Below are 25,483 nucleotides of genomic sequence, written 5' to 3' on the forward strand. Positions count from 1 at the left end.
TTCTGTGGGTAACTTTTACGAAGCCTGCAACCACCTGCTCTGACGGCAATTGCGGAACGGGAGTTTTATTTTTTTCTGTTAAATATCCGGGTAAATAAATGTGTTGTCAGGACACTGCTCTGCCCCAAAAATCCATTATTTGCTTAAACAATATGCAAGTAAACCGGGCAGAGACAAATCTCAGCAGCAAAGTGTTGACAGTGTCCATAGCTGGCATTAGTATTGCGCCCCGTTGAATGCTGTTCCCCAATAGCTCAGCTGGTTAGAGCGGCGGACTGTTAATCCGTAGGTCGTTGGTTCGAGTCCAACTTGGGGAGCCAACAGCAGCAACAATTGTTCCAGATTTCCCCAATAGCTCAGCTGGTTAGAGCGGCGGACTGTTAATCCGTAGGTCGTTGGTTCGAGTCCAACTTGGGGAGCCAACCGCATCAAATAGTGTTCCAGATTTCCCCAATAGCTCAGCTGGTTAGAGCGGCGGACTGTTAATCCGTAGGTCGTTGGTTCGAGTCCAACTTGGGGAGCCATTTATAGCTTCTCAGCTGTTTTTCCTGCTATCTGTCGTTATTTATTCCTTTCTAGGTATTTTTTTGATTTAATTAGCTTTCTATTCTTTTTAGCTAAACTATATTAAGCGTTAGACAAGGAAGCAACTTATGTTTGGTGGTCAGGGCTTATGAAGATATTTAAAACCTTATTAATGGCGCAGTTGCTTACTGCGATAATACTGGCAGCGCTTACCGTGTCAGCGCTGGTAATATATAGCCAACAACTGGTAGAAAATCGCGAACGGAATGCGCGTAATACCATAGAACAAATTTTATCTCATCATCTGTCAGGTGATGCCAAAGTACTTAGCAGGCAGTTAGACCGCAGTTTTGAGTTGCAAAGCCTGCGGATAAGCCAGCTTGATGGCACGGTTTTGCACGAGCAGAATAGTGCCCGCACCTCTACCACAGCAGCAATGTGGGCATTACAAACTGCAGGCAGCCAGTTCAGACCCGTGTTACTGCGAAGTGAAGAGCATGGGATCCAGCTGAGCTATCAGCTGAACCATCAGCCTATGCTGGCACCGTTACAGCAACTGGGTTTCATATTATTATTAGCGCCTTTTATCATTGGCTGGCTTACTGTAATTATTGCCAAAAGCAGCATTAATCGCAGTTACCGTAAAACGTCGCGTGCCGTTAACCAACTGATTGATGGTTTTATTCAGGACCCGCAAAAAGCGGAACCAAACTGGAATAACATACCGCCTGAATTTTCAGACATCAATGTCGCCTTGCAGAAGCTGGCTAACTACAGCAAAAAGCAGTATAGCGAAATGACTACAGCTGCTTATCAGATAGCAGAAGAAGCGTATAAAGATCCGGTAACCGAGTTACCTAATCGCAATCGTTTTGTGCAGTACTATGAAGATCATTGTAAAGTATCGAAAGACACCGATTTTGGGGTGTTTGCAATTACCCGCTGTACCGAGCTGCAGAGCCTGAACCAGACTCGCGGTTATCAGGAAGGCGATCAATATATAAAAGATGTTTCCAACATTGTACGCAAAGTTGCTGACGCTTATAAAGATGCCAGAATATTCCGCTTAAATAGTTCTGATTTTGGCATTTTACTACCCAGAATAACCCCAAAAGAAGCAGAGAATTTTGCGCTGCAATTGCAAAGCCGCTTTAACGAATACCAGAAAAATGCTGAACTCGACTCCATTGCTTATACCGGCCTGGTAACATACGAAAGTGGCAAGGCGCTGGGTGAGTTACTGGCGGTAGCCGATACGTCAATAAGTCTGGCCCAAACCAAGCAAACTAACGCCTGGCACCTGCAAAAAGACTCTGCCGGCCTTGAAATGGCAAGCAGCGGTTATGGCAACCAAAACTGGCGTAATGTCATTGAAGACGTGCTGAATAACAACCGGATTACCTTGCTAACCCAGTTAATTCAACCGTCAAACCGCTCAGCTAAAGCCTATTCAGAAATACTGGTTCGCTTTAAGACCCAGGAAAATCAGGTGCTGCCGACCGCATCATTTTTGGCTATGGCAGAAAAGCTGGATAAAATTATCGACGTTGACCGGCTGATTATAGAAACGGCCCTTACTACCATTAAAAACCGTAATTTACAGGATCAGTATTTTGGTCTTAACCTGTCTCCACGCTGCGTACATGACGATCAGTTTGTGATCTGGCTGGAACGCCGCCTGTTAAAAGATGCCCATATTGCTGCAAAACTGATTTTCGAAGTATCAGAGTTTGGTTTACAGCAAAATCTTAAAACCAGTAAACGTTTTATTGATATGATCCATCGCGCAGGTGCCCGGATTACCGTTGAAAAGTTCGGCGTGGGCATCACATCGTTCAAATTTTTCCGCGACTTAAAGCCTGACTTTGTCAAAATGGATGGCAGCTACACCCGCCGGATAGACGAAGATAAGAACAACCAATACTTTATGCGTTTGATGATCGACCTGGCGCACCGGATAGGTGTAGGGGTATTTGCAGAAAGTGTTGAAACTCAGGAAGAGAAGCATATGCTGGAGTCGTTGTTTATTGATGGTAACCAGGGTTATTACGTAGGCAAACCCACACCAATTTAAGCATGATGGATAGCTGGCAGTTAATCAGGTAGCCACCCGCTGGTTAACTGCCATGAAAACCTGACAATGCAAGGGCCTGGCGTAATAACCCTACAGTTTGTTTGGTTGTAACCACCCCGACATCATTGCATAATACCCGCCTGTTAATTGTCTGAGCGCAACTACCTAAGCCCAACTATGACCGAATTCCTGCTTTTACTAATCAGTACAGTGTTAGTTAACAACTTTGTGTTGGTTAAGTTTCTGGGTCTGTGTCCATTTATGGGCGTATCGTCAAAACTGGAAACGGCTATCGGTATGGCGCTGGCTACCACCTTTGTGCTGACGCTTGCCTCTATTTGCAGCTATCTGGTCGATACATTTTTGCTGGCTCCCTTTGAACTGCTATATCTGCGAACCCTGAGCTTTATTCTGGTTATTGCCGTGGTGGTACAGTTTACTGAAATGGTGGTCCATAAGACCAGCCCTACCCTATACCGGCTATTGGGTATTTTTTTACCCCTGATCACAACCAACTGTGCCGTACTGGGCGTAGCCTTGTTAAACGTTAACGAGCGACACAACTTTATAAATTCTGTGGTTTATGGTTTTGGTGCCGCGGTTGGTTTTTCGCTGGTGTTAATATTGTTTGCTGCCATACGTGAGCGGTTAGCAGCAGCTGATGTGCCGGTACCCTTCCGGGGGGCGGCTATTGCTATGATCACCGCCGGCCTGATGTCGCTGGCATTTATGGGATTTACCGGTTTGGTGAAAGTCTGATGAGTTTACTGACAGCACTGCTAATCCTGGGAGGGCTGGCACTGGTCTTTGGTGGCTTACTCGGTTTTGCTGCCGTTCGGTTTAAAGTGCAGAGCGACCCGTTGGTGGAACAAATAGATGATATTTTGCCGCAAACCCAGTGTGGTCAGTGCGGCTACCCGGGATGCCGGCCTTACGCCGAGGCCATTGCCAACGGTGATGATATAAATAAATGCCCACCGGGTGGTGATAGTACTATCCGTAAACTGGCTGATCTAATGGGGGTGGAAGCCAAACCATTAAATGCAGCGCAGACTGTGGCAATAAAGCGGGTAGCTTACATTCGGGAAGACGAGTGCATTGGCTGCACTAAATGTATTCAGGCCTGTCCGGTAGATGCGATAGTCGGCGCCTCAAAATTGATGCATACCGTGATAGTGGATGAATGTACCGGTTGTGATTTATGTGTTGAACCCTGCCCGGTTGACTGTATTGACATGTTGCCGGTCAGCCCAACTCCGGAGCGTTGGAAGTGGGATCTTAAGGCTATTCCGATAACCCAGGTGGAGTAACAGGTGCCGAGTTTATTTCAGCAAATTCAGGCCGGAAAATTATGGGACTTTCACGGCGGGGTGCACCCGCCAACCCGTAAAGCTCAGACCGCGCAAAAGCCGATAGGTATGCTGCCACTACCTGATCGCTTATATATTCCTTTGCGCCAACATATCGGTGTGGCCGGCCATATTCTGGTCAGTAGCGGTCAGCACGTATTAAAAGGCCAGCCATTAACCAGTGCTGATAATTCCATGGCCGTACCGGTGCATGCCCCAACCTCGGGCACTATTCTGGCCATTGGTGAGCATACCAGTGCTCACCCGTCAGCACTGCCAGAAGCCACCATAACCCTGGTGCCGGATGGTCTTGATGAATGGCGCACCCGCTATCCACTTAACCTTGCCACCAGCGATAAGCTGAGTTTACTGGAGCGGATCCAGGAAAGCGGCATTGCCGGTATGGGTGGCGCCGGCTTTCCCGCCCATTTAAAAGCAGGCTTAACCCAACCCGTTGATTATCTTATTATCAATGCAGTGGAGTGCGAACCTTATATCAGTGCAGATGACGCGTTAATCCAGGAAGGCGCCATTACCATTGTCAAAGGTATTGATATTCTGTGCAAATTACTGAACCCCAAAGCTGTGTTAATCGGTATTGAAGATGACAAACCGATCGCAAGTGCGGCCTTAAAAGCGGCCTGCAGTCAGCGCGAACATTACTACGTACGCGATTTACCAACGAAGTATCCGTCTGGTGGTGAAAAGCAACTTATCCAGCTGCTGACTAATAAAGAAGTGCCCGCCGGACGCCGGCCAATAGATATTGGTATTGTTATGCTGAACGTCGGCACGGCCTTTGCCATTGCTCAGGCCGTGCTGGACGATCATCCGCTGCTGTCACGGATTGTTACAGTAACGGGTGAGACACTAAGTCAGCCGCAGAACGTGTCGGCGTTAATTGGTACGCCGGTCAGCGATCTGCTGACGTTCTGCGGTTACCAGCAACAAACTGACAATAAAATTATTATGGGCGGACCGATGATGGGCTTTACCCTACCCGACCTGTCAGTACCCATTACAAAAACGACCAACTGCATTCTGGCCCCCAGTCTGCATGAATTACCGCAATCGGGTAAAGAAACTGACTGTATTCGTTGCAGCGCCTGTGCTGATGCCTGTCCGGCCAGCTTGTTACCACAGCAATTGCTGTGGTACAGCAAAGCCAAAGACCCGGCTAAACTGGATGAATATAACTTATTTGATTGTATTGAATGCGGCGCCTGTGCCTATGTTTGCCCTAGCGAAATTCCGTTGGTGCAATATTACCGGGTAGCTAAAGCTGAAATCAGGGAGCAACAACGCGAAGCAGTCAAAGCAGAACAAGCCAAAGCCCGCTTTGAAGCGCGCAACGCCCGGCTGGAACGGGAAAAGCAGGAGCGTATGGCTCGGAACAAGCAACTTGCTCAGGCGCGCGAACAGGCGCAGCAAAGTGGCAGTAGCAGTAACGCTGTCGCCGCCGCATTAGCCCGGATTAAAGCTAAACAAGCTGAACAAACTGTAGCACCTGCCGACCGCGAACAACTGCTGGCTGAACGTGAAGCTAAAAAGCAACAGGCTCGTGAGTATCAGGCAGCTAAGGCGGCAGACAAGCAGCAAGCAGACGCCGTGCCTGAGCCACCTCAAGCCGATGCCGCTGCCAGCAGCGAAGCCACAACTGGCAACGAGCCGTCAGCTGTTGAGCCAGCAAGTGCAAAAAGTGCGGCAGTTGCCGCCGCCATTGCCAGAGCTAAAGCTAAAAAAGCAGCGCAGGCAGAGGCTGATAAGCAGGAAAAAATGGTTGAGGCTGAACAAACCAAACAACCGGAAGCAATAGAGCAGACGACGCCGCAGGCTGCCACCGATCCCCGTAAAGCCGCGATTGCCGCCGCTATTGCCCGGGCTAAAGCTAAAAAACAAGCAGACAGCGAGAAATCATGAGTTTTAGAATTGCCAGCTCGCCACACAACAGAATAAGCCGCAGTACCGCTGAGATAATGCTGCTGGTAGTCGTTGCCTGTATCCCGGGGATCATCGTCCAGGCGCTGCTTTTTGGTTATGGTGTGCTAATCCAGTTAGTACTGGCTATCAGCACTGCCTGGCTGGCTGAAGCACTGGTCATGCGGTTACGGGCCAAGCCGGTATTGCCTCGTCTTAAAGACCACAGCGCAATGCTGACTGGAGTACTCCTTGCCATTGCTATTCCCCCCTATGCCCCCTGGTGGCTGATTGTAGTCGGGACGTTTTTTGCCATTGTCATGGTCAAACAGCTGTACGGCGGCCTGGGTAATAACCTGTTTAACCCGGCGATGGCAGCCTATGTGATGTTACTTATTTCCTTTCCGTTGCAAATGACCCAGTGGCTGCCCAGCGTAAGTCTGCAACCTGAATCACTAAGTTTACTGGATGCGGTCTGTGCGGTTTTCACTCAGTACAGTTGCAGCGGTTTCAGTATCAGTCAGTTGCAAAGCGGCATTGATGGCGTATCGATGGCAACGCCGCTGGACACCTTGCGCACTGATCTGGCAGCTGGTTTAACGTTAACTGAAAGTATGCAGCAACCGGTGTTTTATGGTATTGCCGGTGCCGGCTGGCTCTGGGTAAACCTGGCCTATCTTGCCGGTGGTTTAATGCTGATTAAATTACGGGTTATTGGCTGGCGAATTCCGGCCGCGGTACTGGGCAGCTTATTTATGATAAGCCTGTTAAGCTGGCTGGCGGCAGCGGACAGCAATCCAAGCCCGATGTTTCAGCTGTTCTCCGGGGCAACCATGCTGGCAGCCTTTTTTATTGCGACTGATCCGGTGTCGGCTTCAACCACCAATTACGGTCGGTTAGTTTATGGGGCGCTGATTGGTCTGATGATTTTTATTATTCGCAAATACGGCGGTTATCCTGATGGCGTGGCGTTTGCCATCTTACTGGCTAATATGACGGTACCTTTAATAGATTATTACACCCGCCCGCGCACTTATGGTCATAAAGCCAAAGGAGCAGGTAAATGATATTACCCATATCAAAAAATGCGATGTTGCTTGCGGCAGTAGCACTGGTCTGTGTGGCGATTCTTGGCTTTATCAACCAACTAACCCAACCGAAAATTGCTGAGCAAAAACTGGCTAATAAATTAGCCATTCTGAACGATGTATTACCACAAAATAGCGCAACTGAGAGCTTGCTGGCCGACTGCATTCTGGTTACCAGTGAGCAATTGCTGGGTCGCCCTACTCCGCAAGCGATTTACCGCTTACGCGACGGTGACAAAATCAGTGCCTTCGTGGTTGAAACCACCGCACCCGATGGCTACAGCGGCAATATTGATTTAATGGTTGCCGTCACACCAGCTGGCACTGTGCTGGGCAGCCGGGTACTTAACCATCAGGAAACGCCTGGCCTGGGTGATAAAATTGAGCGCCGGCGCTCAGCCTGGATTGACAGTTTCCAGGCGAAGCAGGTCAGCCCGGATAATCAGGCAGCCTGGGCAGTAAGAAAAGATGGTGGTCAGTTTGATCAGTTCACCGGCGCCACTATTACGCCGCGGGCTGTGGTCACAGCTGTTTATAATGCCGGCTTACTTATTTTACAGCAACCCGGGCTTGCCAACCGGCCAGCTAATTGTGGAGCCAGCCAATGAGCGATAATGCAAACAGCATTCGTGAGCTTGCAGTACAAGGCTTGTGGCGCAACAACCCCGGCCTGGTGCAGTTACTAGGCTTATGCCCGTTGCTGGCTGTTACCGGCACAATAACCAATGCGCTGGGCCTGGGTATGGCGACCTTGCTGGTGCTACTTGGCTCTAACGTCGTGGTGTCATTGGTCAGAACCGTCGTGCCATCAGAAATTCGAATTCCGGTGTTCGTGCTGATTATTGCCAGTTTTGTTACCGTGGTGCAGTTGCTGATGAACGCCTATACCTTTGGTCTGTATCAATCTCTCGGCATTTTTATCCCGTTAATTGTGACTAACTGTGCCATTATTGGCCGCGCTGAGGCCTTTGCCTCAAAAAATGCCGTGTTGCCCTCTGCCATTGATGCGCTGATGATGGGCCTGGGGTTTATGCTGGTACTGGTGGCACTTGGCGCTATGCGGGAGATCCTCGGTCAGGGCACCCTGTTCGATGGCGCCGACTTGCTGCTGGGTGACTGGGCGGCAGTCTTGCGGATTGAGTTATTTGCGCTGGACACCCAGTTTTTATTAGCGATGTTACCACCTGGCGCTTTTATCGGTATGGGGCTGCTTATTGCTCTGAAAAACCTGATTGACGCCCGGTTGCAACAACGCCAAACCGAGGCAGCCGGTATTACCCGGGCCCGGGTCACCGGAACTGCTCAGTAGTGCGATATATGATTAATGAATAAACAAAAACGCATTGAAATGCTCAGCCGCCTACGAGCGGCAAATCCAACACCAACCACTGAGCTTGAGTACAGCTCACCTTTTGAGCTGTTAATCGCCGTATTGTTATCTGCCCAGGCCACCGACGTTGGCGTTAACAAAGCCACCCGCCATTTGTTCCCGGCTGCGCGCACCCCACAGGCTATGCTGGATTTAGGCGTCGACGGGGTTAAACACTACATAAAAACCATTGGTTTGTTTAATACCAAGGCCGAAAACGTGATTAAAACCTGCCGCATTCTGGTTGAACAACACGGTGGTGAGGTGCCAGAGAACCGCGAGGCGTTAGAAGCCCTGCCCGGCGTGGGCCGGAAAACCGCTAATGTGGTGCTTAATACTGCCTTTCGCTGGCCGACTATCGCCGTCGACACCCACATTTTCCGGGTATCCAACCGCACTAAGCTGGCCCCCGGTAAGAATGTCGACCTGGTAGAACAAAAGTTATTAAAAGTAGTGCCAAACGAGTTTAAGCTGGATGTCCATCACTGGCTTATTCTGCACGGTCGTTACACCTGTGTGGCACGTAAACCTAAGTGTGGTTCTTGTATTATTGAAGATTTATGTGAATTTAAAGAGAAAACCGACTAGGTAAATGGCTGCAAAATTACTTAAGCAAAGTTTGCTTATTGTTACTCTAACCTTAATCTGACGCCGGGATCAGTGATCCACCCGCTTTAAGTAACGCGGCCAGTGACTGCGGCGCCATCGGAAAACCGAAGTAATACCCTTGTCCTTCATCGCAATTCTTAGCCAGAAGAAACTCATACTGCTCTTGTGTTTCCACACCTTCCGCTATGACCCGTTGATGCAGGCTTTTACCCAAGCTGATCACAGCCTGCACAATGGTGGCATCGTCCGGGTTGGCATTGAGTTGATTGACAAAACACTGGTCGATTTTCAAGGTATTGATCGGAAACCGCCGCAGATAGCTCAAGCTTGAATAACCGGTGCCAAAGTCATCGATCGCCAGCCTGATGCCCATGTCCGAAAGTGAATGCAGCACGGAATTAGTCGATTCTACATCCCGCATCAGAACGCTTTCGGTCAGTTCTATTTCCAGAAGGTGCGGGTCGAAGCCTGTGGTTTTAAGCGTTGCGCGGATATGTTCCAAAAATTCTTCGGAGCGAAATTCAAGTGCAGAGGTGTTGACTGCCACAATGATTGCAGGCAGCCCTGAATTCATCCAGGCAGCCGCTTGCAGACAGGCTTCGCGCAATACCCAGCGACCAATTGGCAGGATGAGGCCACAGTCTTCTGCAATGGACATAAAGTGCCCTGGCAGCAGCAGCCCGCGCTGCGGATGCTGCCAGCGAATGAGCGCCTCCACTCCCACAATGGCACCACTGTGCAGGTCTATTTTAGGCTGGTAGTGTAGCAAAAATTCGTTTCGTTCCAGCGCCAGGTGCAGGCTGGCTTCGATAGATTGCAGCTCAACCGCCCGACCAATCATTTCTTGCTCAAAAAATTTGTAATTGTTACGGCCGCTCTCCTTGGCGTAAAACATGGCCATATCCGCATGTTTTAGCAAGGTTTCCGCATCCTCGCCGTCATCGGGATAAATAGCAATACCAATACTAAACGTGATATGAAGTGCATGCCCTGCAATATTATGAGGATGCGCTAACGCTGTCAGGATCTTCTTTGCGGACAGCTCCACACCATCCGGACTTTCAATCAAGGGCAAAAGCAACACGAATTCATCACCACCTTGCCGACTGACGGTGTCCGAGCCGCGAACACTCGTCAGCAGCCGCTTGGCTAACGATTGCAGAAGTTGGTCGCCAACAGCATGCCCCAGAGAGTCGTTGATTTTTTTAAAACGATCAATATCCATAAACATTACGCCGAGCTGCTGCCCCTGGCGATGAGCGGCCTCAATGGCCTGACTCAGGCGGTCTCGGAGCAGCACTCGATTGGGCAAGTTGGTTAGCGCGTCGTGATGGGCCAAATGCTGCAGTTCAACTCTGACTTTCTCGATTTGTTCTGTTTGCCTTTGTGCTGCCAGGGTGGCAACCACCAGGCGGGTGTTCGCTTCCTGCAGCATGGCTGTGTGCTCGGGCGATTTCAACTGCAGCTCTGTCTGGGTCGATTGCATTGCGTCCTCGCGCTTGGCGGCGATATCTTCGCGTGAATTGGTTTCTTCTTCCCGGGTCTGCGCGGCGTCTTCGCGCACCAACACCGTGTTTTCACGCGCCTTGGACGCGCTTTCACGCGCATCAACTGTCTTCTCTCGTGCAGTGACCAACTTTTTTCGACTGAGCATGGCCGCTTCGTCGTCGCCTACCGAATGTTTCCGGTCTGCACTCTCACTATCCCGAGGGCCACTATCCCGGCTGGCTGGAATGTTTTTCTTTTGCTGTTGAGTCAGGTCCGACGATGGCTTACCACCGAGCTTGGCAGCATCGCGGCTTTTATTCCTGGCCATATATTTCCTCCGCATTTTTTCTTTCACATTGCTTCTTTCGCATTGTTTCTTGCGTTGTTGCACATTTTGATCCGCCCTGATGGCATTTGCTACCCTTTGTCAGGTGGGCATTTTGGGCGTCGGTCGAGCTCGGGGCGACCTGTGGTGATACCATTATAGTCAGATAAAACGTCGCCAATGACGATGCCGTCATCAGTGATCTCAAATAGTCGAATGTCTTTACTGTGGGCACTGCCGCGGACCTTAACAACTGAGAGTACGCGCTTAAATTGGCCTGCGAGTTGAATGTAACGTTGCATAATGATAGCGTCCGCCAGAAAAGCATTGCCAAAGGGACTGAAACGCAAATCGGTGTAGCGGTCTTCCAGTTCCGAGGTCATCAAGATGGCAACCCGCAAGTCGGTCAGTTCGGCAATCATCCGGTACAGCGATCCACGAAAATTTTCACTGAATTCAGGCGCCAGTGCCAGCTCAAATCCGGACAAGGAGTCAATGACGACACGCTTCGCTTTCATTTTTTGAATCATTTTGATCATGTCATGCAAGGTTTCGTCAATCGACAAATCCAGGGAGCGGGTGTTGATCACGCCGACGTCTCCCGCCTCAACCATCGAATACAGCTTCTTATTACCCAGCAATTGGCTGGGGCTTTTTTCAAAAGCCGCAATGACTCCAGGCTCTCCCTGGCGCACCCCTTCGGCGAGAAACTGAGTCGCCAATACAGTTTTGCCACAACCCGACGGGCCTACGGCCAGCAACGAATAACCCATAGGCAAACCGCCGCCCAGCATGTCATCGAGGCCGGGAGTTCCCACCGGCAGGCGTGTCTCTAAGCCGGCGGTGTCGGGAGCAACTTTGGTCGATATCGAGCCTTTAACAATAGCTCGTGGGAAAATCCTAACGCCATCATCATCAATCCGAAAGGTGTGTAAACCGGACCGTTGGGCCTGGCCACGCATTTTAACCACCTGAATTTTCCGCAGCATTGAATTTCGATGCAAACTCTGTGACAGACAGATAATGCCATCGGCCATGGCAAAGAGGGGGCTTGTCTCTGATTCCGGCGACACATATTCGCCAATCAAGAACGAGGTTGTCTGCCAACTGTTCATTTGCATGCCGAGTTGTTGCAAAAACCGTGGTAAATCCGAATCACCCCGGGTATTTTCTTTTGCTGAGCGAGCTACCGTTCGAAAAGAATCGACAAAAACAAATTTTGGCGCATAAACTTTAATTTTGTCGGCGATGTGCGCCATCACACGGTCAAAACCGCCATCCAAAAGGTCTGCTGACAGGTGGACGAATTGGATCGATTCTTCTATCTTGGTGATATCAAAAAATGCGAACTGCTGTTGATAACGAAGCATCTTCAAGGCGGGTTCTCCAAGGACTGTGAAGTACAGTGCCTTCGTATCGGGGGTGGCCAATGAGAACATCATTTGGTGCGCAAGCGTTGTCTTCCCGCTTCCCGGTGTGCCCACGATCAGATTGAACGAAAACTCTGGCAAGCCCCCACCCAACAGGTTGTCCAGACCGGGTACGCCTGTACTTAAGCGCTCTATGTTGGCTTTGTTACTCATTTATTAACTCCTTTTCCAATCGGAATACGCGTTTCCTCCAAAGCTGATCGAAAAATACGGGTGGTGAGCTCTGCGCCGATGAGAGATTCCAGAATGCCAGTAAAATTGACCAGCAGCAGGTAGTTTGCTTCACTGGCAAGCGCCGTAGTTTGGTCTTCCAAGCTTGCTCTTAAGGCGCTGAAACGCTTATGTGCCGATGGCTGCAATTCGCAGGTCAACAGCCAGGGAAATGTCGACTGGGTCAGGATTACACTGCGGTCATAAAGTGCATTGAACCCTCCTTCGCCAATGATTGAAATAATATGGGCCGCTATCAGCTGCCACTGTTCAATCGCGTTATCCACCATTTTTTCAGGATCAGGGTCGGTCAATTCAATGATTAGCTGTCGCAACAGCAAATCATGTATTTGCATAAAAAATACCTGTCGACCTCGTAGATGTCGTGATTAAACCTGTTCGAGTCTTAAAGACTAGTGGCAATCGACTTGCACTTCTGTTCGTTAGCGAACACTACCAACTGGATTGGGCCCTGTCGTAGTAGTTTAAAATTTCTGCTTTGGCATTTAGCCGTCATTTCAGAACCGCAGAATATACTGCTATCAACTGCCGCACTGCGATATTTCGCTGGCCGACTATCGCCGTCGACACCCACATTTTCCGTGTATCCAACCGCACGAAGCTAGCACCAGGCAAAAACGTCGATTTAGTCGAGCAGAAGTTATTAAAAGTGGTACCCAGTGAATTTAAACTGGATGTCCATCACTGGCTTATTCTGCACGGCCGCTATACCTGTGTCGCGCGCAAACCGCGTAGCAACAGCTGTATTATTGAAGACTTGTGCGAGTACAGAGACAAAACCGAATAAGCTGAGATCGGGTAAGCACTTAATATAGCTTTGCTGTAAGCACTTAAATACTAGATTTTTTTCTAAACAGTACAGAAAATTGCATTTTTACGTACCAGTAATATTGCGATTTGCAAACCCAACTCCCGTTGGGTTTAAACTTCAACCACCCGCAATTTGGCTGGAATATTCTCAATATAATTCTTGTGCACGCTTAGCTCGGTTCCATCTTGCAAAATGAGTCTGGCATCATTGCTATTTAATTTATTAAAGCGGGTAACGGCATTAATATTCACAATTTCACCGCGATTGATTTTCACAAAATCTGTCGGGGTTAACTGGCTAAGCAGTGACGACTGGGTAATACGAAATGGATAAGCACGACCCTTAACATATAAATCCTGATAGTTACCGGCAGTTTTGATGTAGTCGACCTGCGATAGCTTAATCAAAAACTCCTGATTGAGCATTTTTACCAGCACTTGCGTTAAGTATGGTTCTGTAACATCGGTTGTATCAGGCAGATCTGGCGCGTCAGCTAGCTTTGATGCCTCACCACGCCAGCGCCGTATAACAAAGCGGTATGCTTCAAAGAGTATGATAAAGAACAAATAAAGCCGCACATCTTTGGCATACTCATAGAGCAAATTCGATGTACTCCAGTCAAAACGGTAATCTTCACCCGCCAATTGATAGGCAAAAGAACGCATTGTGACCATTAACACCAGATGTAAAGCACAAAACATAAAACTCGCTAATAAGTGGCGCAGCATCTGCTGCCTTATCCCTTGTATGCGCAGAGGATATTGCTCAGACAACCAGATCAGTCCCGGTAGTATGAGCAAAACTGATAGAGCGCTGCTGATTTCCCACAGCCATGGTTTCCAAAATACGATGCCGGTGGCTGACTTTTCGACATACGCAATGTAGCCATTAGCAACCATATTCACACTAAAAAATAATGCCAGCAACAGCACTTCGCACTGCCACTTGTGTTTAAGATACCAGGTTAAAAATGCCGACTGCGCCATAAAATGCTGCCAAAAACATCCCATAAAAACCAAGTTTATCCCAAAATCGCTAAGTTAAGCACTGCCCTAACCGCTTTATCACTGTTCATTGGTCAGTAAAACCGCTCTCAATCAGACTGTGCTGGTAAACAACACAGCTTGGAGCTTTGCATATGAAAACTAACAGACGATATGATATCGACGCCCTGCGGGTACTCGCATTTGGCATACTGATTTTATACCACTGCGGCATGTTATTTGTGCCGGGCTGGGGCTGGCATATTAAAAGCAGTTATCAGGTCGAGGCACTCCCCTCAATAATGCAGTTTTTCAATGCCTGGCGTATGCCGCTGTTATTTTTAGTAAGCGGTGCGGCTATTGCCCTTGCAAACCCGCAAGAACGGCTGGTAGATTTTGTCTCTTCGCGTACCTTTAGACTGCTGTTCCCGCTGCTGATGGCGATGATATTTACTGTACCGCTGCAGGCTTATGTGCAGGCTGTCGCCAACGGCAGTATTGAAGCTGGCTTACTGCGTTTCGTGGTGAATTATTTCACCTTTCAACCCTGGCCGCAGGGTGCTTTTGATGGTTCTGACGTTGGTTTTACCTGGAACCATCTGTGGTATCTGCCTTACCTCTTTGTGTATACCTTGCTACTGGTCGGCCTGCTAAAGCTCAAAACCATGCTGCGTTTAACGCTGAACTCGCTATCAGTTAGCACAGTGTCATTCATCAGCGCTATCTTCCTTTTGTATATCGTTGCTCTAAAGCTTTGGGTAAAGCCACACTTCCCTGAGACCCATGCGCTTTACAATGACTGGTATGCGCATCCCTACTACTTTGGGTTCTTCATTTTCGGTTACCTGCTGGGCAGACCTGCTTGCAATAACGTATGGCACAAACTAGCAGGAAGCCGCTGGGCTTTATTGGCGGTAGCGCTTTCAAGTTTTGCTATCTGGTTATGGTTAAAGCAATGCAACGGCCTGCAAGTTAACCTTTGGCTGTTCGCACCGGCAGCAGGTGAGCTTCAATTAAGTGGAGCAAGCTATATGCTCTGTGCCACGAATATTAAAATGATTGTGCATGCATTTTATAGTCTCAGTATGATTGCGGCAATTTTAGCCTTCGGCTTTCAGTATCTTAATAAACCTGATTCAGCTATTGCCCGCTACAGCCAGGCCATCTTCCCCTGGTATATCCTGCACCAAACCCTGATTGTACTGCTGGCTTACTGGTTGGTGCCGTTAAAACTAGGGGTGATTGCAGAAGCAGTGCTGGTAATCAGCGGTACTTTCATCGGCTGTTACCTGGTGTGCCGCTATATCATAATGCCACTACCATTCTTGCATAATGCTTTTGGGATATTTGCTAAAAGGTAATTTTAATAAGGCCTGTAAGCCGATGCGAACAGGCCTTACTTTTCCGTCATTTAGTGTATGACATCGACTACTCTAAAGTTGTACTAAAATATTTTGCTGCTTCTGCGTTCAAACAAGGTAACATCTCGCCAAACCCCATTAAGTTTACCTATTTTCGCTCTTGTCCCAACCACCCGAAAACCACAGCCAGTGTGAAGCCTGGTACTCTCTATATTTTCAGGAAAAACACCAGCCTGCAAAGTCCAAATCCCGAGTTCTTCGGCGCGTTCAAGTATGAATTTGAGTAACTGTTTACCAATGCCTTTACCCTGATATTCTGGCGCAATATAAATACTTAATTCAGCTACGCCTTTGTAAGCGCAACGATCTGATACCGGTGATAAAGACACCCACCCCATGACCGTTTCGCCTTCAAACGCTGCGTAGCCAGTATGAGGTAAGACACTTTTTTGCCAGCCCTCCCAATCTTTCACCATCGTTTGAAAGGTCGCATTGCCCGTTTCAATCCCTTTCTGGTATACAGATTGAACCTGAGGATAATCCTGCTGCTGTATTGGCCTGATATGAGTCCTGAGCATCATTTGCTTGAAACTCCGGCTGCATAAATCCATGTCGCGATTATCTTACCGGTATTTTCATCAAACCCCTCTGGCAAGCTAGCGTACAGCTTCACATTACCATCAGTCGTTGGTTGAAACATGTGGTTGTAATCAGGCAATACCACAAACTTATTCGCTGGGTGCGGACAAGATAATATCGACTGCTTAATCCCCTGCACATTTTCAGCTGCAGGTACTTGCACATCTTTATCGCCATTAAGCACCAACACAGGCGCACAGACTTTTTGCCAATATTTGGTAGGGTCAGTCGTCAAGATTGAGAACAACGCTTTGTCATTTACATTATTGATATCCAGTGTGTATGCATCGACGCCAAACTTTTGATAGACCTCGCGCTGTTTATCATTCAGGTTTGATAAGAGTGCTTTTGCTTGCTGTAAGCGCTGCTCATCATCCTTAGCATTAAGCACGATACGATAATAGTCTGCTGCTATTTTTTGTAAAATCTGAGCCTGCTGTTCAGTAGCCCCCCGCCCCATAGACTCGGTCTTATCCTGAAGCACAATAGCATCGACACCATTTAAACCGACACCACCTAGCGAGATAACAAAATCAGCTTTAACCTCAGCCGCAGTAATAGCAACCACTGTTGCCCCTTCACTATGGCCGGCTAAACCAATTTTTTCCGGCTGAATCGAATTCATTGATTTTATTAGATCAAAGGCTGCCTGGCTGTCTCTTGCGTAATCCTCAACCGTGGCTTGGCTATAATTACCACCTGAGCGTCGCACCCCACGCTTATCGAAGGTAAATAACGCTACTCCCTGCTTTGCCAGCTCAATACCCAAATTCCGGTAAGGCTTTTTGCCTGCGAACGACGCATCGCGATCTATGGGACCACTGCCTCCGGCCAGAATAACCACAGGAGCTTTAGAATTATTAGCGGGTTGATATAGCGTGCCACTTAGCCAGGTGCCATCTGCTGACTGAAATTTCACGTTAGGAAACTCAACTACCTGTTCAGGTAGCACTGCCAGATATTCATCATTACTCAGGCTTTGTACCGGGCATAAGGTTACCGGTAGCGCCATGCCCTGATTTAATTCTCCCTGTAAGCAGCTTTTTTCCTGCTTCAATTCCAGAGATGCTCCTAAAGTAGGTAGTACTAACGACCAACCGGTCTCGGTTTTCATCAAATCGGTGACCGGAATATTTTGTGTTCCCTGAGCCGGGCTTCTGACATTGGCAGTCATTAGACTGTTATTTGTGAAAGTTTCAAATTCCAGCGGCATTTGCTGGCCATTGGGCAACTCAATCTGCCCAGCCCACTGGTGGTGCTCGTCTTGTGCCTGCGCAACAAACGCTAACGAACTAAGCACAACTGCAATAAGGTTTTTTTTCATCACTCTCTCCTGAATAAAAACTTATAGTAATTCTTTAGTGAAATTGACTGTGTAATGGAATGTAAGCAGCTGTAAGTATGCTACTGACCACTAACGTTATGACGCTTAGTAAAAAAGTTAATAATTTCATGTTTTTTACGTATTCAAGAATTGCGGCAAGTATAAAGCGGGATAAACTAATTACTGTAAGCGCCCGTCAGAGTGCGATTAATAACTTGATACAATTAAGCTTATGCAAATTACGATTTTAAACAGTGAAGTTGTGTAAGCTCGTGTCAGAGTATCAATATTGAAGGTAGCCTTAGGATAAACTGCTATGCGTCAGCCACTTTTGCTTATAGTTGAAGATGATCAACGTATAGCAGCGCTTATAGCCAGCTTTTTGCAAAGAGAAGGCTTTGAATCTGTCATTGCTACTGAGGGCCAGCAGGCACTGACTACCTTTTCAAATCGTGTTTTTGATTTAGTCGTTCTGGACCTCATGTTGCCCGATATAGATGGCACAAAGCTGGCTGCAAAGCTTAAAACCGTCAGGGACTGCCCTATTCTTATGCTGACGGCAATTGATGACGAGCTTCAGGAAGTTCAGGCACTTGACGCAGGCATTGATGATTATTTATCCAAGCCTGTTCAGCCACAAAGACTTTTAGCGCGAATAAAAGCCTTGTTAAGGCGCGTAAAACCTGGACATTCTCTGAAGGATACTTCATTGATAGTAAATGAGATTAGCCGTGAGGTTTCCTATCTTGGTCAAAAAGTATTACTTACCGATGCTGAGTTCGACTTGTTAGACTTTTTCCTTAAACATCCAAACCAAAAGATTAGCAGGGACCATTTGATCAAAAGGTTACGTGGTTTTGATTATGACGGCTTAGATCGTTCTATCGATATGAGAGTCTCTGCACTGCGAAAGAAGCTTTCTGATGAAGATGCGCCATATCGCTTAATAAAAACTATCCGCGGATTTGGCTATCTGTTTGTTATGCCGGGCAGTGATTGCCAATGACGAAACTTTTTTTAAAGTTCTATTTACTCATTATATTTGGCTTTATCGGCGCGCAACTGGTACTCAGCGTTTTGCTTAATAGCGTACTTGAAAGAGAAATCGCCAACGATGTGCTAACTACCTCTAAAGGCGTTAGCAACCTGATAAAGCAGCAATTTGCCGGCCAATCGCAACAACTATGGCCGGAAATCTTAACCAAACTGCAATCACAGTTTGGCTATCCACTGACATTAGAACCCATTAATGCACTTTCAATATCTGCTAATGCCTCAGAGCAGCTAAGCACTCTCGGACGAACCGTCATTGCCGATGTGCCAATTGCTGGCCAAACACCTGTTAAAATTATCACACTATTGAGTGACGATACGGCTTTAGTGCAGCATATTAATGGCACACTGGAAAACTCTCTACCGCTACAACTACTGCCAATAATTGTTTGGCTACTTAGCCTTGCCCTCTTTGTTTTTCTGGTGACTTACCCACTTTACCGCCGCTTAAGAAAATTATCTGATATTGCCAATCAGGTTGCACAAGGACAGTTTAATGTATCGTTTGCGCCCTTTACACAAAAAGAAACAGCTGAGCTGGCACAAGCTTTTGAACAATTGGTAACTCGCATCAAGCTGTTGCTGGATAATCAGAAGTTGTTTTTACGGATTGTCGCGCATGAATTTCGCACTCCATTGACGCGGGTACACTTTGCGTTGGAGGAGCTGAAAATCAGCACTAACTTGCAGAAAATCGATGAAATTAACACCGATTTGGACGAACTTAACGACATGCTAACTGAGCTTGGTCACTATGTGAAAATTAACGATGAATTAGAGCGTAGGCACCAGGGCGAACTTCACAACGCAAAAGCGGCTATTGAGCTGCAATTAGATCACCTCAAACAAACTTACCCTAACCTGAGTATCAGCCTGACGTGGCAAGGGCCAGACACATTGTTTGCCAATACTAAGCTTAATCACTATTGCATCAGGAACCTGTTGGCAAATGCGGCTAGATTTGCCTGCACCTCCGTAATGGTAGCCGCGATTAACAACGAGGCTGGCTTACAGTTGGTTATTGAAGATAACGGCGAAGGTGTCAGTGATGACATGCTGAGTAAACTGGGCACACCTTTTGTTCGACATGCGTCGAAAGGCGGACTTGGTTTAGGTTTATCTATCGTCCAAAACATCGTACACAAGCTAGATGGCGTTCTGCATTTTAGTCATGCTTCACCACAAGGCCTGAAAGTTCAATTGGTTATTCCGACTTTTGGTAAGCCTGTGTAAGACATCACGCTAAGGTGGTCATACTGTCATTGAATTTAGACTGCAAGTTGCCAATAGTGATGGGGTCTTAGCAGCATTTGAGTTTCAGCTAAGAAATCAGGATGACTTTTTTGCTCAACTTAATTCTTTACGCAACGCAGAAAACTTCCAGTCACCACAATTCAACCAAAATAAACTCGGGCTGCCACAACAATCAAACAGCACCGCGACTGAGCAACAAGACAAGCTGAAGCAATACGCAAAGTAGAGACAGCCTGGTTTTATCGATGAAGTATCTACTAAACTGGCCATGCGCGGCAACGCCAAGATAGACATTCTGACCAGACACTTATCCTTGGCAGTGCAAAATATGCTAACATCTGGCATCTCATTTACCCCCTAATAAACAGTCAGGGAGCAAAACATGCGAATGCTACACACCATGCTACGCGTGGGTAATCTTGAAAAATCTATCGCTTTTTATACTGACGTGCTGGGCATGAAGCTGCTGCGCCAGTCTGAAAATACCGAATATAAATATACCCTGGCATTTGTTGGCTACGGTGATGAAAGTGAAAATACCGTGCTGGAGCTAACCTGGAACTGGGATACCGACAGCTATGATTTAGGCAATGCCTATGGCCATATTGCGCTGGAAGTCGATGATGTATACCAGGCCTGTGATAAAATCCGCGCTAAGGGCGGCGTAATCAGCCGCGAACCTGGCCCGGTTAAAGGCGGTACAACTGAAATTGCCTTTGTCCGCGACCCGGATAACTATGCGATAGAACTGATCCAGAAGAAAGACAGTTACCAGACGTTATAAATAAACGGAGTAATAATGACCGATTTAACCATCAGAGCGGCGACAACTGCTGATGCCAGCACCATTTTGCAGTTTATTACTGAGTTGGCCATTTTTGAAAAAGCAGAAGATGAGGTGCTGACCTCAGTTGAGATGATTAAGCAAACCCTGTTTAGCACTGATGCCAAAGCCCATGCATTAATTTGTGAGCGTGAGGGTAAAGCAATTGGTTTCGCTGTTTACTTCTACAACTATTCAACCTGGCTGGGTAAATACGGCCTGTATCTGGAAGATTTATACGTGACACCGGAGGCCAGGCGCAGCGGCGCCGGTAAAGCACTGTTTAAAGCCCTGGCGAAAATTGCCGCCAGCAATGACTGTGGTCGCTTTGAATGGAGTGTACTGGACTGGAATACCCCGGCGATTAAGTTCTACGAGGCCCTGAACGCCCAGGCTAAAACAGAATGGATTGGTTACCGGTTAACGGAGCAGCAAATCACAGCACTGGCAACACAAGCAGAATAATTCGTGGCGCTCAGTTGCAGCATTTATTGCTGCAACTGAGTTTGACGGTCTCTGGCAAACTGCTCTAAACGACCTATCATTTGCTCAGAATAGATCCCCTGATAAAGTGCCCGCATGCTGCCATCCAGATAACTTTGCTCCAGCACCTGTTGCCAACGGGCAATGCTGCTATCATCAATATCCAGCGAAAAAGCCAGATACAACTGCACCTGGCTTAACGTTTGTAACATCACCAGTTGATGCCCCGCCAGCTGCATTTGCAGCTGGCGCTCAGCCAAACCGGCTTCGTTTAATACCACCAGCTGCACCCGGCCTTTTAGTAATAAACTAAAGCAATCACCATGGTTTACCGTCAGGATCAGGTTGCGCCCCTCGGTAAAGCCTAATCTTTTTAAGGCGTTAACATGAACTGATTGCCGGTACTCACAGGCAAGATATTTGTTGCTGGCCAGCGGACTGGCATTGCTGCCTTTAAAAATATCACTGCGACCATACAGGCCAATAGTATGCATTTTTAGCGGCCCAACCCACTTGAATCGTGACTCCCGCTCGGCATTACGCACTGTTTCAAACACGCCACTATTTGGTTGACGAAGTGCCCGCTCAAATGCCCGGGCCCACGGCAATAATTCAATCGTAGCGGGTTGATCCAGTCGCCGCAGCAACAGCTCAATAAGTTCTGCCGTTGCCCCGGATACCTTACCCCGGGCATCAAGATACTCACCAGGCGGGCTGTGCTCAGTATACAACTGCAACACTTTTTGCTCTGGCTGCATAGCCACTGCCTGCACGCTATTCGTGGCAACCAGCCATATTGTAATAAAACATAAACTAAGCACAAACTTCGGCATGCAAACGACTCCGGTTTGATTTGCCATTAAATGCGTAGCAAATTAATAACACAGTTAACCTAAAAACAAAACCAGCAGGCGGCATCTAATCGAGGGTAATGACTACCTTTTCATTTAACGACATAGCCAGATTATTATCATAATAAGCTGCCTCGTTGATAAACGTCGGATATACCGTCTGCTCGCCATCGTAATAAATTTCAGTGCCATCAAATAACATAAAAATCGGATCGCCGGGATGAATTGGCTGGTAGTCTTTATCCTGCACATTTCTGTGCACCATGCCCAGCCGTTCACCCTGTTCGTTCATTGGCAGTTTAATGCTATGTAAATAGCGGAATGCCTCAGTTTGTTTAGGTAGTTCAGGCAGTTTACCGGTGTTATACAATTCAACGAAATCCAGAATATGACGGGTCATCCGGTCCATCAGTTCCAATACATCGTGGCGCAGCACGGATTGCGGCTGAGGGCCGACTTCAACCAGCACGCCGTAACGGCCAAGTGTGCACATTAACGCATGGTCTGCCGCATGAAAATGGTCTTCATCCCGGGAGATAATTGCCTCAGGCATTACCATTTTGACATACGCTGCCAACTGATTATAAAAAGGCCCGGCCTGGGTCAGGATCAGACAGGCACCCATATTGCTGGTGGTGTTATGTAAATCAATCAGTAAGTCCGTTTTCGCTGCGCCTTTCGGGCCCAGTTCAGCATTCAGTACCTTGGCCCTGCTCTGTTCATAATCGGTCAACGCCGGATTAGCCAGATCAGCATTTTTAAACTGTCTGTTCAAGTCACTGTGCAAATAACGTTTATTGGCATAATGCGCTTGTGGGTTAGCCCAGACACAGCGACAGTCAAAGCTGTCCTTGCTGATAAGCTCTGGCCTGGCCTGATACTGTTTAATTAAATAGATACCCGAGAATTCATTACCATGCACACCGCCAACAATGGCTACCTGCTTTATCTTATCCATAACGTCCCCATCAGAAATACTGTCAGACCTGTACTGCTATTAACCAAGCTTAGCCTATCATCAAACTGGCTTTTATGGCGTGACTAAAATGGTGTTACGCAGCAGAAAACAGCACGCAATCGCGCAACAAGTATTTAATTGACTGTATCAGCGGGCAGGTTAATCAATGGCGGGTTAATCAATGGTAGGTTTACGTTGTCGACAGAGGTGTAATCAGGCAGCGGGCTTTGCCAGATCATTGATATCACGGGGTTGCTTGACCAGTTCGTTATGCAAAATAGCACTGGCCTGGCAGACGCACTTACCACATTGACTGCCAACACCGAGGCCGGCTTTCAGTTCACGCATGGTACAGGCACCCTTGGCAATATGTTGCTTTATGGCTTTATCTGACACTGCTTTGCATAAACATACGTACATGGCGCTGCCTTTAACTATCAAAAACAGCGCCATATTAATCTAACTACGAATTGTTATCAATACCATTTTAGCGAAACAGGACTTTTTCCTGCTGAAACCAATGGACACAAAACGCAATCAGCGCAGCGGCCAGCGCCGTAGTTGACGCAAAAATCAGTGCCAGTAAGCCATAGTCTGCAGTGCCTTTCAGCAGCTCTTTAATTGCCAGCGCAATATTTGTCAGCGGGATCAATGCTGTGGTCACATCCAGCTCCATCCCCGGTGCCATAGCAATCATTAGCGGTACTATCACCAGTATAGTCAGCGGGCTCATGTAGTTCTGCGCTTCTTTAAAGGTACGGGCGTAGATAGAAATAGCCAGTAACAATGCCGCAAAAATGGCCGCCGTTGGCAGCAATAATGAAAACATCAGCATCAAATCAATGACAGTGATGCTGGCCAACGCCTCAGAAACCTTGGACAAGTCAGCAAAAGCACTAATAATAGCGCCCCAGACGCCAAGACTGACCACCGTTATCAGTGCCGTCATCAGTGCAGTAGTTAATACCGTTAAAAACTTACCTAACACGATAGCGGTGCGGCTAACCGGGCAAATCAGTAAGGTTTCCAGGGTGCCACGTTCTTTTTCCCCCGCGCCCATATCTACCGCGGGATACATAGCGCCACTCAGGCACAGCAGCACTAACGCATAAGCCAGTATTGCCCCCATGCTCTCGCCAATATTCTCCCGCTGCTCTGCCGTATTTACCCGGGTAAGCTCAACCGGTTTCAATATTGCGGTCAAATTAGTCGGGTCAACACCTAACTGACTCAGCGTATCGCGCTGCAACTCCTCGGTATAGGTTTTCAGCATTTCGTCGAAATAGTTGTACATAAAGTCCAGTTGCGACGAGCGGTTATAAATTAACTGCCATTCCGTCTGTTGCACGGCGGCTTTGCGGCTGGCGAAGTCAGCCGGGATAACTAATGCAACATCAAACTCTTCATTGCGAATTGCCGCAATCAGTTCCTGTTCACTGGTTAATGCTGTTTCAACTTTTTTAAAGTTTTTATGGTAAAACAGCGCTTCGGCAAACTCCGGGGCTTGCTGCTCGTTAACAATAACGTAACGGTGTTGCTCTTCCATCGCTTTACTGGTGGTCGTAGCCATTACCAGGCCGACAATGCCGAACAGTACCGGAAAAATAAGAATTGGCAGTAAAATAACAAAGATAAGGGTTTTCTTATCACGTAAAAGCTCGGTTAATTCTTTAAAATATACCTGCCACATATTAGGCTGCTCCCTGCTGTGGTTGATTAGCAATAACGGCTAAAAAGGCCTGACGTAGATCGCCATCTGGTGTCAGCTGCTTGAACTCTTCAAGGCTGCCGGAAAAGCTGCTTAAGCCTTTATCTATTACCACAACCCGATCACACAAAGCGCCGATCTCATCCAGATGATGGGTAGAAAAAATCACCGGCGTGCCCTGCGCTTTTAACGATTTTATAAAATCCAGTACCGTTTGCACTGTCATAATATCCAGACCGGTGGTTGGCTCGTCCAGAATAACCACTTTAGGGGAATGCACAACGGCCCGGGCAATAGCGGTTTTCTGCTTCATACCGGTAGACATGGTATCTACCCGCCGGTTGGCAAAATTATGCATATCCAGCATGCTAAAAAGCTCGTCAATCCGGCTTTTTATCGCCGTTTCTTTCATGCCGTGTAGCCGGGCAAAATAAGCGACATTTTCAAAGGCGGTTAGTTTGCCATACAGTCCGGTATCAGCAGATAAAAAGCCAATTTCCTTGCGGGCCTGAATAGGCTTTTGTAACACATCGATATCATTGATAAATACCGAACCACTGTCTTGCTTTAATGCGGTAGATAACATCCGCAAGGTAGTAGTTTTACCGGCACCATTTGGCCCCAGCAACCCCAGCACTTCACCGGCACCGCACTGAAAACTGACATCCCGTACTGAATGAAATGATTTTTCGCTGTAGCGCACATCCTGCTTTTCAGTATCTGATAATTTATTGCCTTTGCTTATTGCAAATGCTTTGGCTAACCCTTTTATTTCAATCATGTAAGCTTCCTAATCGTTGCTTGTTTTTTTCGCTTTTGATTTACTTGCT

General features: G+C 47.6%; 24 protein-coding genes, 3 tRNA genes and 1 pseudogene. 17 read left to right on the plus strand and 11 right to left on the minus strand.

Annotated features, from left to right (window positions below):
• Nucleotides 1-243: 243 nt before the first annotated feature.
• From CRO03_RS02165 to nth, 11 genes are all read left to right on the plus strand, one after another.
• Nucleotides 244-320, plus strand: a tRNA-Asn gene (locus CRO03_RS02165).
• A gap of 25 nt (nucleotides 321-345) precedes the next feature.
• Nucleotides 346-422: transfer RNA gene (locus tag CRO03_RS02170), tRNA-Asn, on the plus strand.
• A gap of 25 nt (nucleotides 423-447) precedes the next feature.
• A tRNA-Asn gene (locus CRO03_RS02175) sits at nucleotides 448-524 on the plus strand.
• Nucleotides 525-673: 149 nt separating this feature from the next.
• Nucleotides 674-2,599: an EAL domain-containing protein gene (locus CRO03_RS02180; RefSeq protein WP_097109919.1), complete on the plus strand. Its 1,926-nt coding sequence runs from the start codon at nucleotides 674-676 to the stop codon at nucleotides 2,597-2,599.
• Between the two features lie 177 nt (nucleotides 2,600-2,776).
• Entirely contained in the window at nucleotides 2,777-3,358 is a 582-nt protein-coding gene (gene rsxA, locus CRO03_RS02185; protein ID WP_097109920.1) for an electron transport complex subunit RsxA, read from the plus strand.
• Nucleotides 3,358-3,909, plus strand: coding sequence for an electron transport complex subunit RsxB (gene rsxB / locus CRO03_RS02190; protein ID WP_097109921.1), 552 nt, complete (start codon nucleotides 3,358-3,360; stop codon nucleotides 3,907-3,909). Before rsxA ends, rsxB begins: the two co-directional genes overlap by 1 nt.
• A gap of 3 nt (nucleotides 3,910-3,912) precedes the next feature.
• Nucleotides 3,913-5,868, plus strand: coding sequence for an electron transport complex subunit RsxC (gene rsxC / locus CRO03_RS02195; protein WP_097109922.1), 1,956 nt, complete (start codon nucleotides 3,913-3,915; stop codon nucleotides 5,866-5,868).
• Nucleotides 5,865-6,932 (plus strand): electron transport complex subunit RsxD, encoded by a 1,068-nt coding sequence (gene rsxD / locus CRO03_RS02200; RefSeq protein WP_097109923.1) that lies wholly within the window; start codon nucleotides 5,865-5,867, stop codon nucleotides 6,930-6,932. The genes rsxC and rsxD overlap by 4 nt, the downstream gene beginning before the upstream one ends.
• Nucleotides 6,929-7,561, plus strand: a complete 633-nt coding sequence (gene rsxG / locus CRO03_RS02205; protein WP_097109924.1) for an electron transport complex subunit RsxG — start codon at nucleotides 6,929-6,931, stop codon at nucleotides 7,559-7,561. Before rsxD ends, rsxG begins: the two co-directional genes overlap by 4 nt.
• Complete coding sequence (locus tag CRO03_RS02210; protein ID WP_097109925.1) at nucleotides 7,558-8,262, plus strand: electron transport complex subunit E; 705 nt, start codon at nucleotides 7,558-7,560, stop codon at nucleotides 8,260-8,262. The genes rsxG and CRO03_RS02210 overlap by 4 nt, the downstream gene beginning before the upstream one ends.
• Before the next feature lie 15 nt (nucleotides 8,263-8,277).
• Entirely contained in the window at nucleotides 8,278-8,910 is a 633-nt protein-coding gene (gene nth / locus CRO03_RS02215) for an endonuclease III (protein WP_097109926.1), read from the plus strand.
• Nucleotides 8,911-8,962: 52 nt separating this feature from the next.
• Here nth and CRO03_RS02220 read toward each other — a convergent pair whose 3' ends face one another.
• The 3 genes from CRO03_RS02220 to CRO03_RS02230 are packed head-to-tail and all read right to left on the minus strand — an operon-like array spanning nucleotide 8,963 to nucleotide 12,740.
• Nucleotides 8,963-10,810, minus strand: coding sequence for a putative bifunctional diguanylate cyclase/phosphodiesterase (locus CRO03_RS02220; protein WP_212682313.1), 1,848 nt, complete (start codon nucleotides 10,808-10,810; stop codon nucleotides 8,963-8,965).
• Nucleotides 10,811-10,836: 26 nt separating this feature from the next.
• Complete coding sequence (locus tag CRO03_RS02225; protein ID WP_097109928.1) at nucleotides 10,837-12,327, minus strand: ATPase domain-containing protein; 1,491 nt, start codon at nucleotides 12,325-12,327, stop codon at nucleotides 10,837-10,839.
• Nucleotides 12,324-12,740, minus strand: coding sequence for a hypothetical protein (locus tag CRO03_RS02230; protein WP_097109929.1), 417 nt, complete (start codon nucleotides 12,738-12,740; stop codon nucleotides 12,324-12,326). The genes CRO03_RS02225 and CRO03_RS02230 overlap by 4 nt, the downstream gene beginning before the upstream one ends.
• Before the next feature lie 206 nt (nucleotides 12,741-12,946).
• Between CRO03_RS02230 and CRO03_RS02235 the strand changes: the two are divergent.
• A pseudogene (locus CRO03_RS02235) lies at nucleotides 12,947-13,192 on the plus strand (endonuclease III); the annotation flags it as partial.
• A 134-nt stretch (nucleotides 13,193-13,326) separates the two neighbouring features.
• On the opposite strand, the gene CRO03_RS02240 reads toward CRO03_RS02235, so the two are convergent.
• Nucleotides 13,327-14,148, minus strand: coding sequence for a LytTR family DNA-binding domain-containing protein (locus CRO03_RS02240; protein WP_170948913.1), 822 nt, complete (start codon nucleotides 14,146-14,148; stop codon nucleotides 13,327-13,329).
• 206 nt (nucleotides 14,149-14,354) lie between these two features.
• On the opposite strand from CRO03_RS02240, the gene CRO03_RS02245 reads away from it, so the two are divergent.
• On the plus strand, nucleotides 14,355-15,560 hold the full coding sequence (locus CRO03_RS02245) for an acyltransferase family protein (protein WP_097109931.1): 1,206 nt from the start codon (nucleotides 14,355-14,357) through the stop codon (nucleotides 15,558-15,560).
• 83 nt (nucleotides 15,561-15,643) lie between these two features.
• Here the strand turns inward: CRO03_RS02245 and CRO03_RS02250 are convergent, their stop codons facing one another.
• Entirely contained in the window at nucleotides 15,644-16,141 is a 498-nt protein-coding gene (locus CRO03_RS02250; RefSeq protein ID WP_097109932.1) for a GNAT family N-acetyltransferase, read from the minus strand.
• A complete protein-coding gene (locus CRO03_RS02255; RefSeq protein WP_097109933.1) occupies nucleotides 16,138-17,523 on the minus strand; it encodes an alpha/beta hydrolase family protein in 1,386 nt (461 codons plus the stop codon). The genes CRO03_RS02250 and CRO03_RS02255 overlap by 4 nt, the downstream gene beginning before the upstream one ends.
• Nucleotides 17,524-17,839: 316 nt before the next feature.
• On the opposite strand from CRO03_RS02255, the gene CRO03_RS02260 reads away from it, so the two are divergent.
• The 4 genes from CRO03_RS02260 (at nucleotide 17,840) to CRO03_RS02275 (ending at nucleotide 21,118) form a co-directional block, all read left to right on the plus strand.
• A complete protein-coding gene (locus CRO03_RS02260; RefSeq protein ID WP_097109934.1) occupies nucleotides 17,840-18,529 on the plus strand; it encodes a response regulator transcription factor in 690 nt (229 codons plus the stop codon).
• Nucleotides 18,526-19,809: an ATP-binding protein gene (locus CRO03_RS02265; RefSeq protein WP_097109935.1), complete on the plus strand. Its 1,284-nt coding sequence runs from the start codon at nucleotides 18,526-18,528 to the stop codon at nucleotides 19,807-19,809. Before CRO03_RS02260 ends, CRO03_RS02265 begins: the two co-directional genes overlap by 4 nt.
• A 403-nt stretch (nucleotides 19,810-20,212) precedes the next feature.
• The gene (gene gloA, locus CRO03_RS02270; RefSeq protein ID WP_097109936.1) at nucleotides 20,213-20,614 is read left to right on the plus strand and encodes a lactoylglutathione lyase; all 402 of its coding nucleotides are present in this window, start codon (nucleotides 20,213-20,215) and stop codon (nucleotides 20,612-20,614) included.
• 15 nt (nucleotides 20,615-20,629) lie between these two features.
• Nucleotides 20,630-21,118 carry a GNAT family N-acetyltransferase gene (locus CRO03_RS02275; protein WP_097109937.1) on the plus strand — a complete coding sequence of 163 codons (489 nt, stop codon included), beginning with the start codon at nucleotides 20,630-20,632 and terminating at the stop codon, nucleotides 21,116-21,118.
• A gap of 23 nt (nucleotides 21,119-21,141) precedes the next feature.
• Here CRO03_RS02275 and CRO03_RS02280 read toward each other — a convergent pair whose 3' ends face one another.
• The 5 genes from CRO03_RS02280 to CRO03_RS02300 form a co-directional block, all read right to left on the minus strand.
• The gene (locus CRO03_RS02280; RefSeq protein WP_170948914.1) at nucleotides 21,142-21,969 is read right to left on the minus strand and encodes a substrate-binding periplasmic protein; all 828 of its coding nucleotides are present in this window, start codon (nucleotides 21,967-21,969) and stop codon (nucleotides 21,142-21,144) included.
• Between the two features lie 85 nt (nucleotides 21,970-22,054).
• Nucleotides 22,055-22,945, minus strand: coding sequence for an aspartoacylase (locus CRO03_RS02285; protein ID WP_097109939.1), 891 nt, complete (start codon nucleotides 22,943-22,945; stop codon nucleotides 22,055-22,057).
• 213 nt (nucleotides 22,946-23,158) lie between these two features.
• Nucleotides 23,159-23,365, minus strand: coding sequence for a bacterioferritin-associated ferredoxin (locus CRO03_RS02290; RefSeq protein ID WP_097110369.1), 207 nt, complete (start codon nucleotides 23,363-23,365; stop codon nucleotides 23,159-23,161).
• A 67-nt stretch (nucleotides 23,366-23,432) separates the two neighbouring features.
• On the minus strand, nucleotides 23,433-24,635 hold the full coding sequence (locus CRO03_RS02295) for an ABC transporter permease (RefSeq protein WP_097109940.1): 1,203 nt from the start codon (nucleotides 24,633-24,635) through the stop codon (nucleotides 23,433-23,435).
• Between the two features lies 1 nt (nucleotide 24,636).
• Nucleotides 24,637-25,434: an ABC transporter ATP-binding protein gene (locus tag CRO03_RS02300; protein ID WP_097109941.1), complete on the minus strand. Its 798-nt coding sequence runs from the start codon at nucleotides 25,432-25,434 to the stop codon at nucleotides 24,637-24,639.
• Nucleotides 25,435-25,483: the final 49 nt, after the last annotated feature.

It is taken from the genome of Arsukibacterium tuosuense, from assembly GCF_900215315.1.
Lineage (GTDB): Bacteria > Pseudomonadota > Gammaproteobacteria > Enterobacterales > Alteromonadaceae > Alishewanella > Alishewanella tuosuense.

What these genes read in the sequence shown, in the direction of transcription:
- CRO03_RS02210 (WP_097109925.1), top strand. Translation starts at nt 7,558, where the DNA reads ATGAGCGATAATGCAAACAGCATTCGTGAGCTTGCAGTACAAGGCTTG.
- gloA (WP_097109936.1), top strand. Translation starts at nt 20,213, where the DNA reads ATGCGAATGCTACACACCATGCTACGCGTGGGTAATCTTGAAAAATCT.
- nth (WP_097109926.1), top strand. Translation starts at nt 8,278, where the DNA reads ATGAATAAACAAAAACGCATTGAAATGCTCAGCCGCCTACGAGCGGCA.
- rsxD (WP_097109923.1), top strand. Translation starts at nt 5,865, where the DNA reads ATGAGTTTTAGAATTGCCAGCTCGCCACACAACAGAATAAGCCGCAGT.
- CRO03_RS02290 (WP_097110369.1), bottom strand. Translation starts at nt 23,365, where the DNA reads ATGTACGTATGTTTATGCAAAGCAGTGTCAGATAAAGCCATAAAGCAA.
- CRO03_RS02230 (WP_097109929.1), bottom strand. Translation starts at nt 12,740, where the DNA reads ATGCAAATACATGATTTGCTGTTGCGACAGCTAATCATTGAATTGACC.
- CRO03_RS02285 (WP_097109939.1), bottom strand. Translation starts at nt 22,945, where the DNA reads ATGGATAAGATAAAGCAGGTAGCCATTGTTGGCGGTGTGCATGGTAAT.
- CRO03_RS02255 (WP_097109933.1), bottom strand. Translation starts at nt 17,523, where the DNA reads ATGAAAAAAAACCTTATTGCAGTTGTGCTTAGTTCGTTAGCGTTTGTT.
- CRO03_RS02280 (WP_170948914.1), bottom strand. Translation starts at nt 21,969, where the DNA reads ATGCCGAAGTTTGTGCTTAGTTTATGTTTTATTACAATATGGCTGGTT.
- CRO03_RS02250 (WP_097109932.1), bottom strand. Translation starts at nt 16,141, where the DNA reads ATGATGCTCAGGACTCATATCAGGCCAATACAGCAGCAGGATTATCCT.
- rsxB (WP_097109921.1), top strand. Translation starts at nt 3,358, where the DNA reads ATGAGTTTACTGACAGCACTGCTAATCCTGGGAGGGCTGGCACTGGTC.
- CRO03_RS02180 (WP_097109919.1), top strand. Translation starts at nt 674, where the DNA reads ATGAAGATATTTAAAACCTTATTAATGGCGCAGTTGCTTACTGCGATA.
- CRO03_RS02265 (WP_097109935.1), top strand. Translation starts at nt 18,526, where the DNA reads ATGACGAAACTTTTTTTAAAGTTCTATTTACTCATTATATTTGGCTTT.
- CRO03_RS02260 (WP_097109934.1), top strand. Translation starts at nt 17,840, where the DNA reads ATGCGTCAGCCACTTTTGCTTATAGTTGAAGATGATCAACGTATAGCA.
- CRO03_RS02225 (WP_097109928.1), bottom strand. Translation starts at nt 12,327, where the DNA reads ATGAGTAACAAAGCCAACATAGAGCGCTTAAGTACAGGCGTACCCGGT.
- rsxA (WP_097109920.1), top strand. Translation starts at nt 2,777, where the DNA reads ATGACCGAATTCCTGCTTTTACTAATCAGTACAGTGTTAGTTAACAAC.
- CRO03_RS02275 (WP_097109937.1), top strand. Translation starts at nt 20,630, where the DNA reads ATGACCGATTTAACCATCAGAGCGGCGACAACTGCTGATGCCAGCACC.
- CRO03_RS02300 (WP_097109941.1), bottom strand. Translation starts at nt 25,434, where the DNA reads ATGATTGAAATAAAAGGGTTAGCCAAAGCATTTGCAATAAGCAAAGGC.
- CRO03_RS02245 (WP_097109931.1), top strand. Translation starts at nt 14,355, where the DNA reads ATGAAAACTAACAGACGATATGATATCGACGCCCTGCGGGTACTCGCA.
- CRO03_RS02295 (WP_097109940.1), bottom strand. Translation starts at nt 24,635, where the DNA reads ATGTGGCAGGTATATTTTAAAGAATTAACCGAGCTTTTACGTGATAAG.
- rsxG (WP_097109924.1), top strand. Translation starts at nt 6,929, where the DNA reads ATGATATTACCCATATCAAAAAATGCGATGTTGCTTGCGGCAGTAGCA.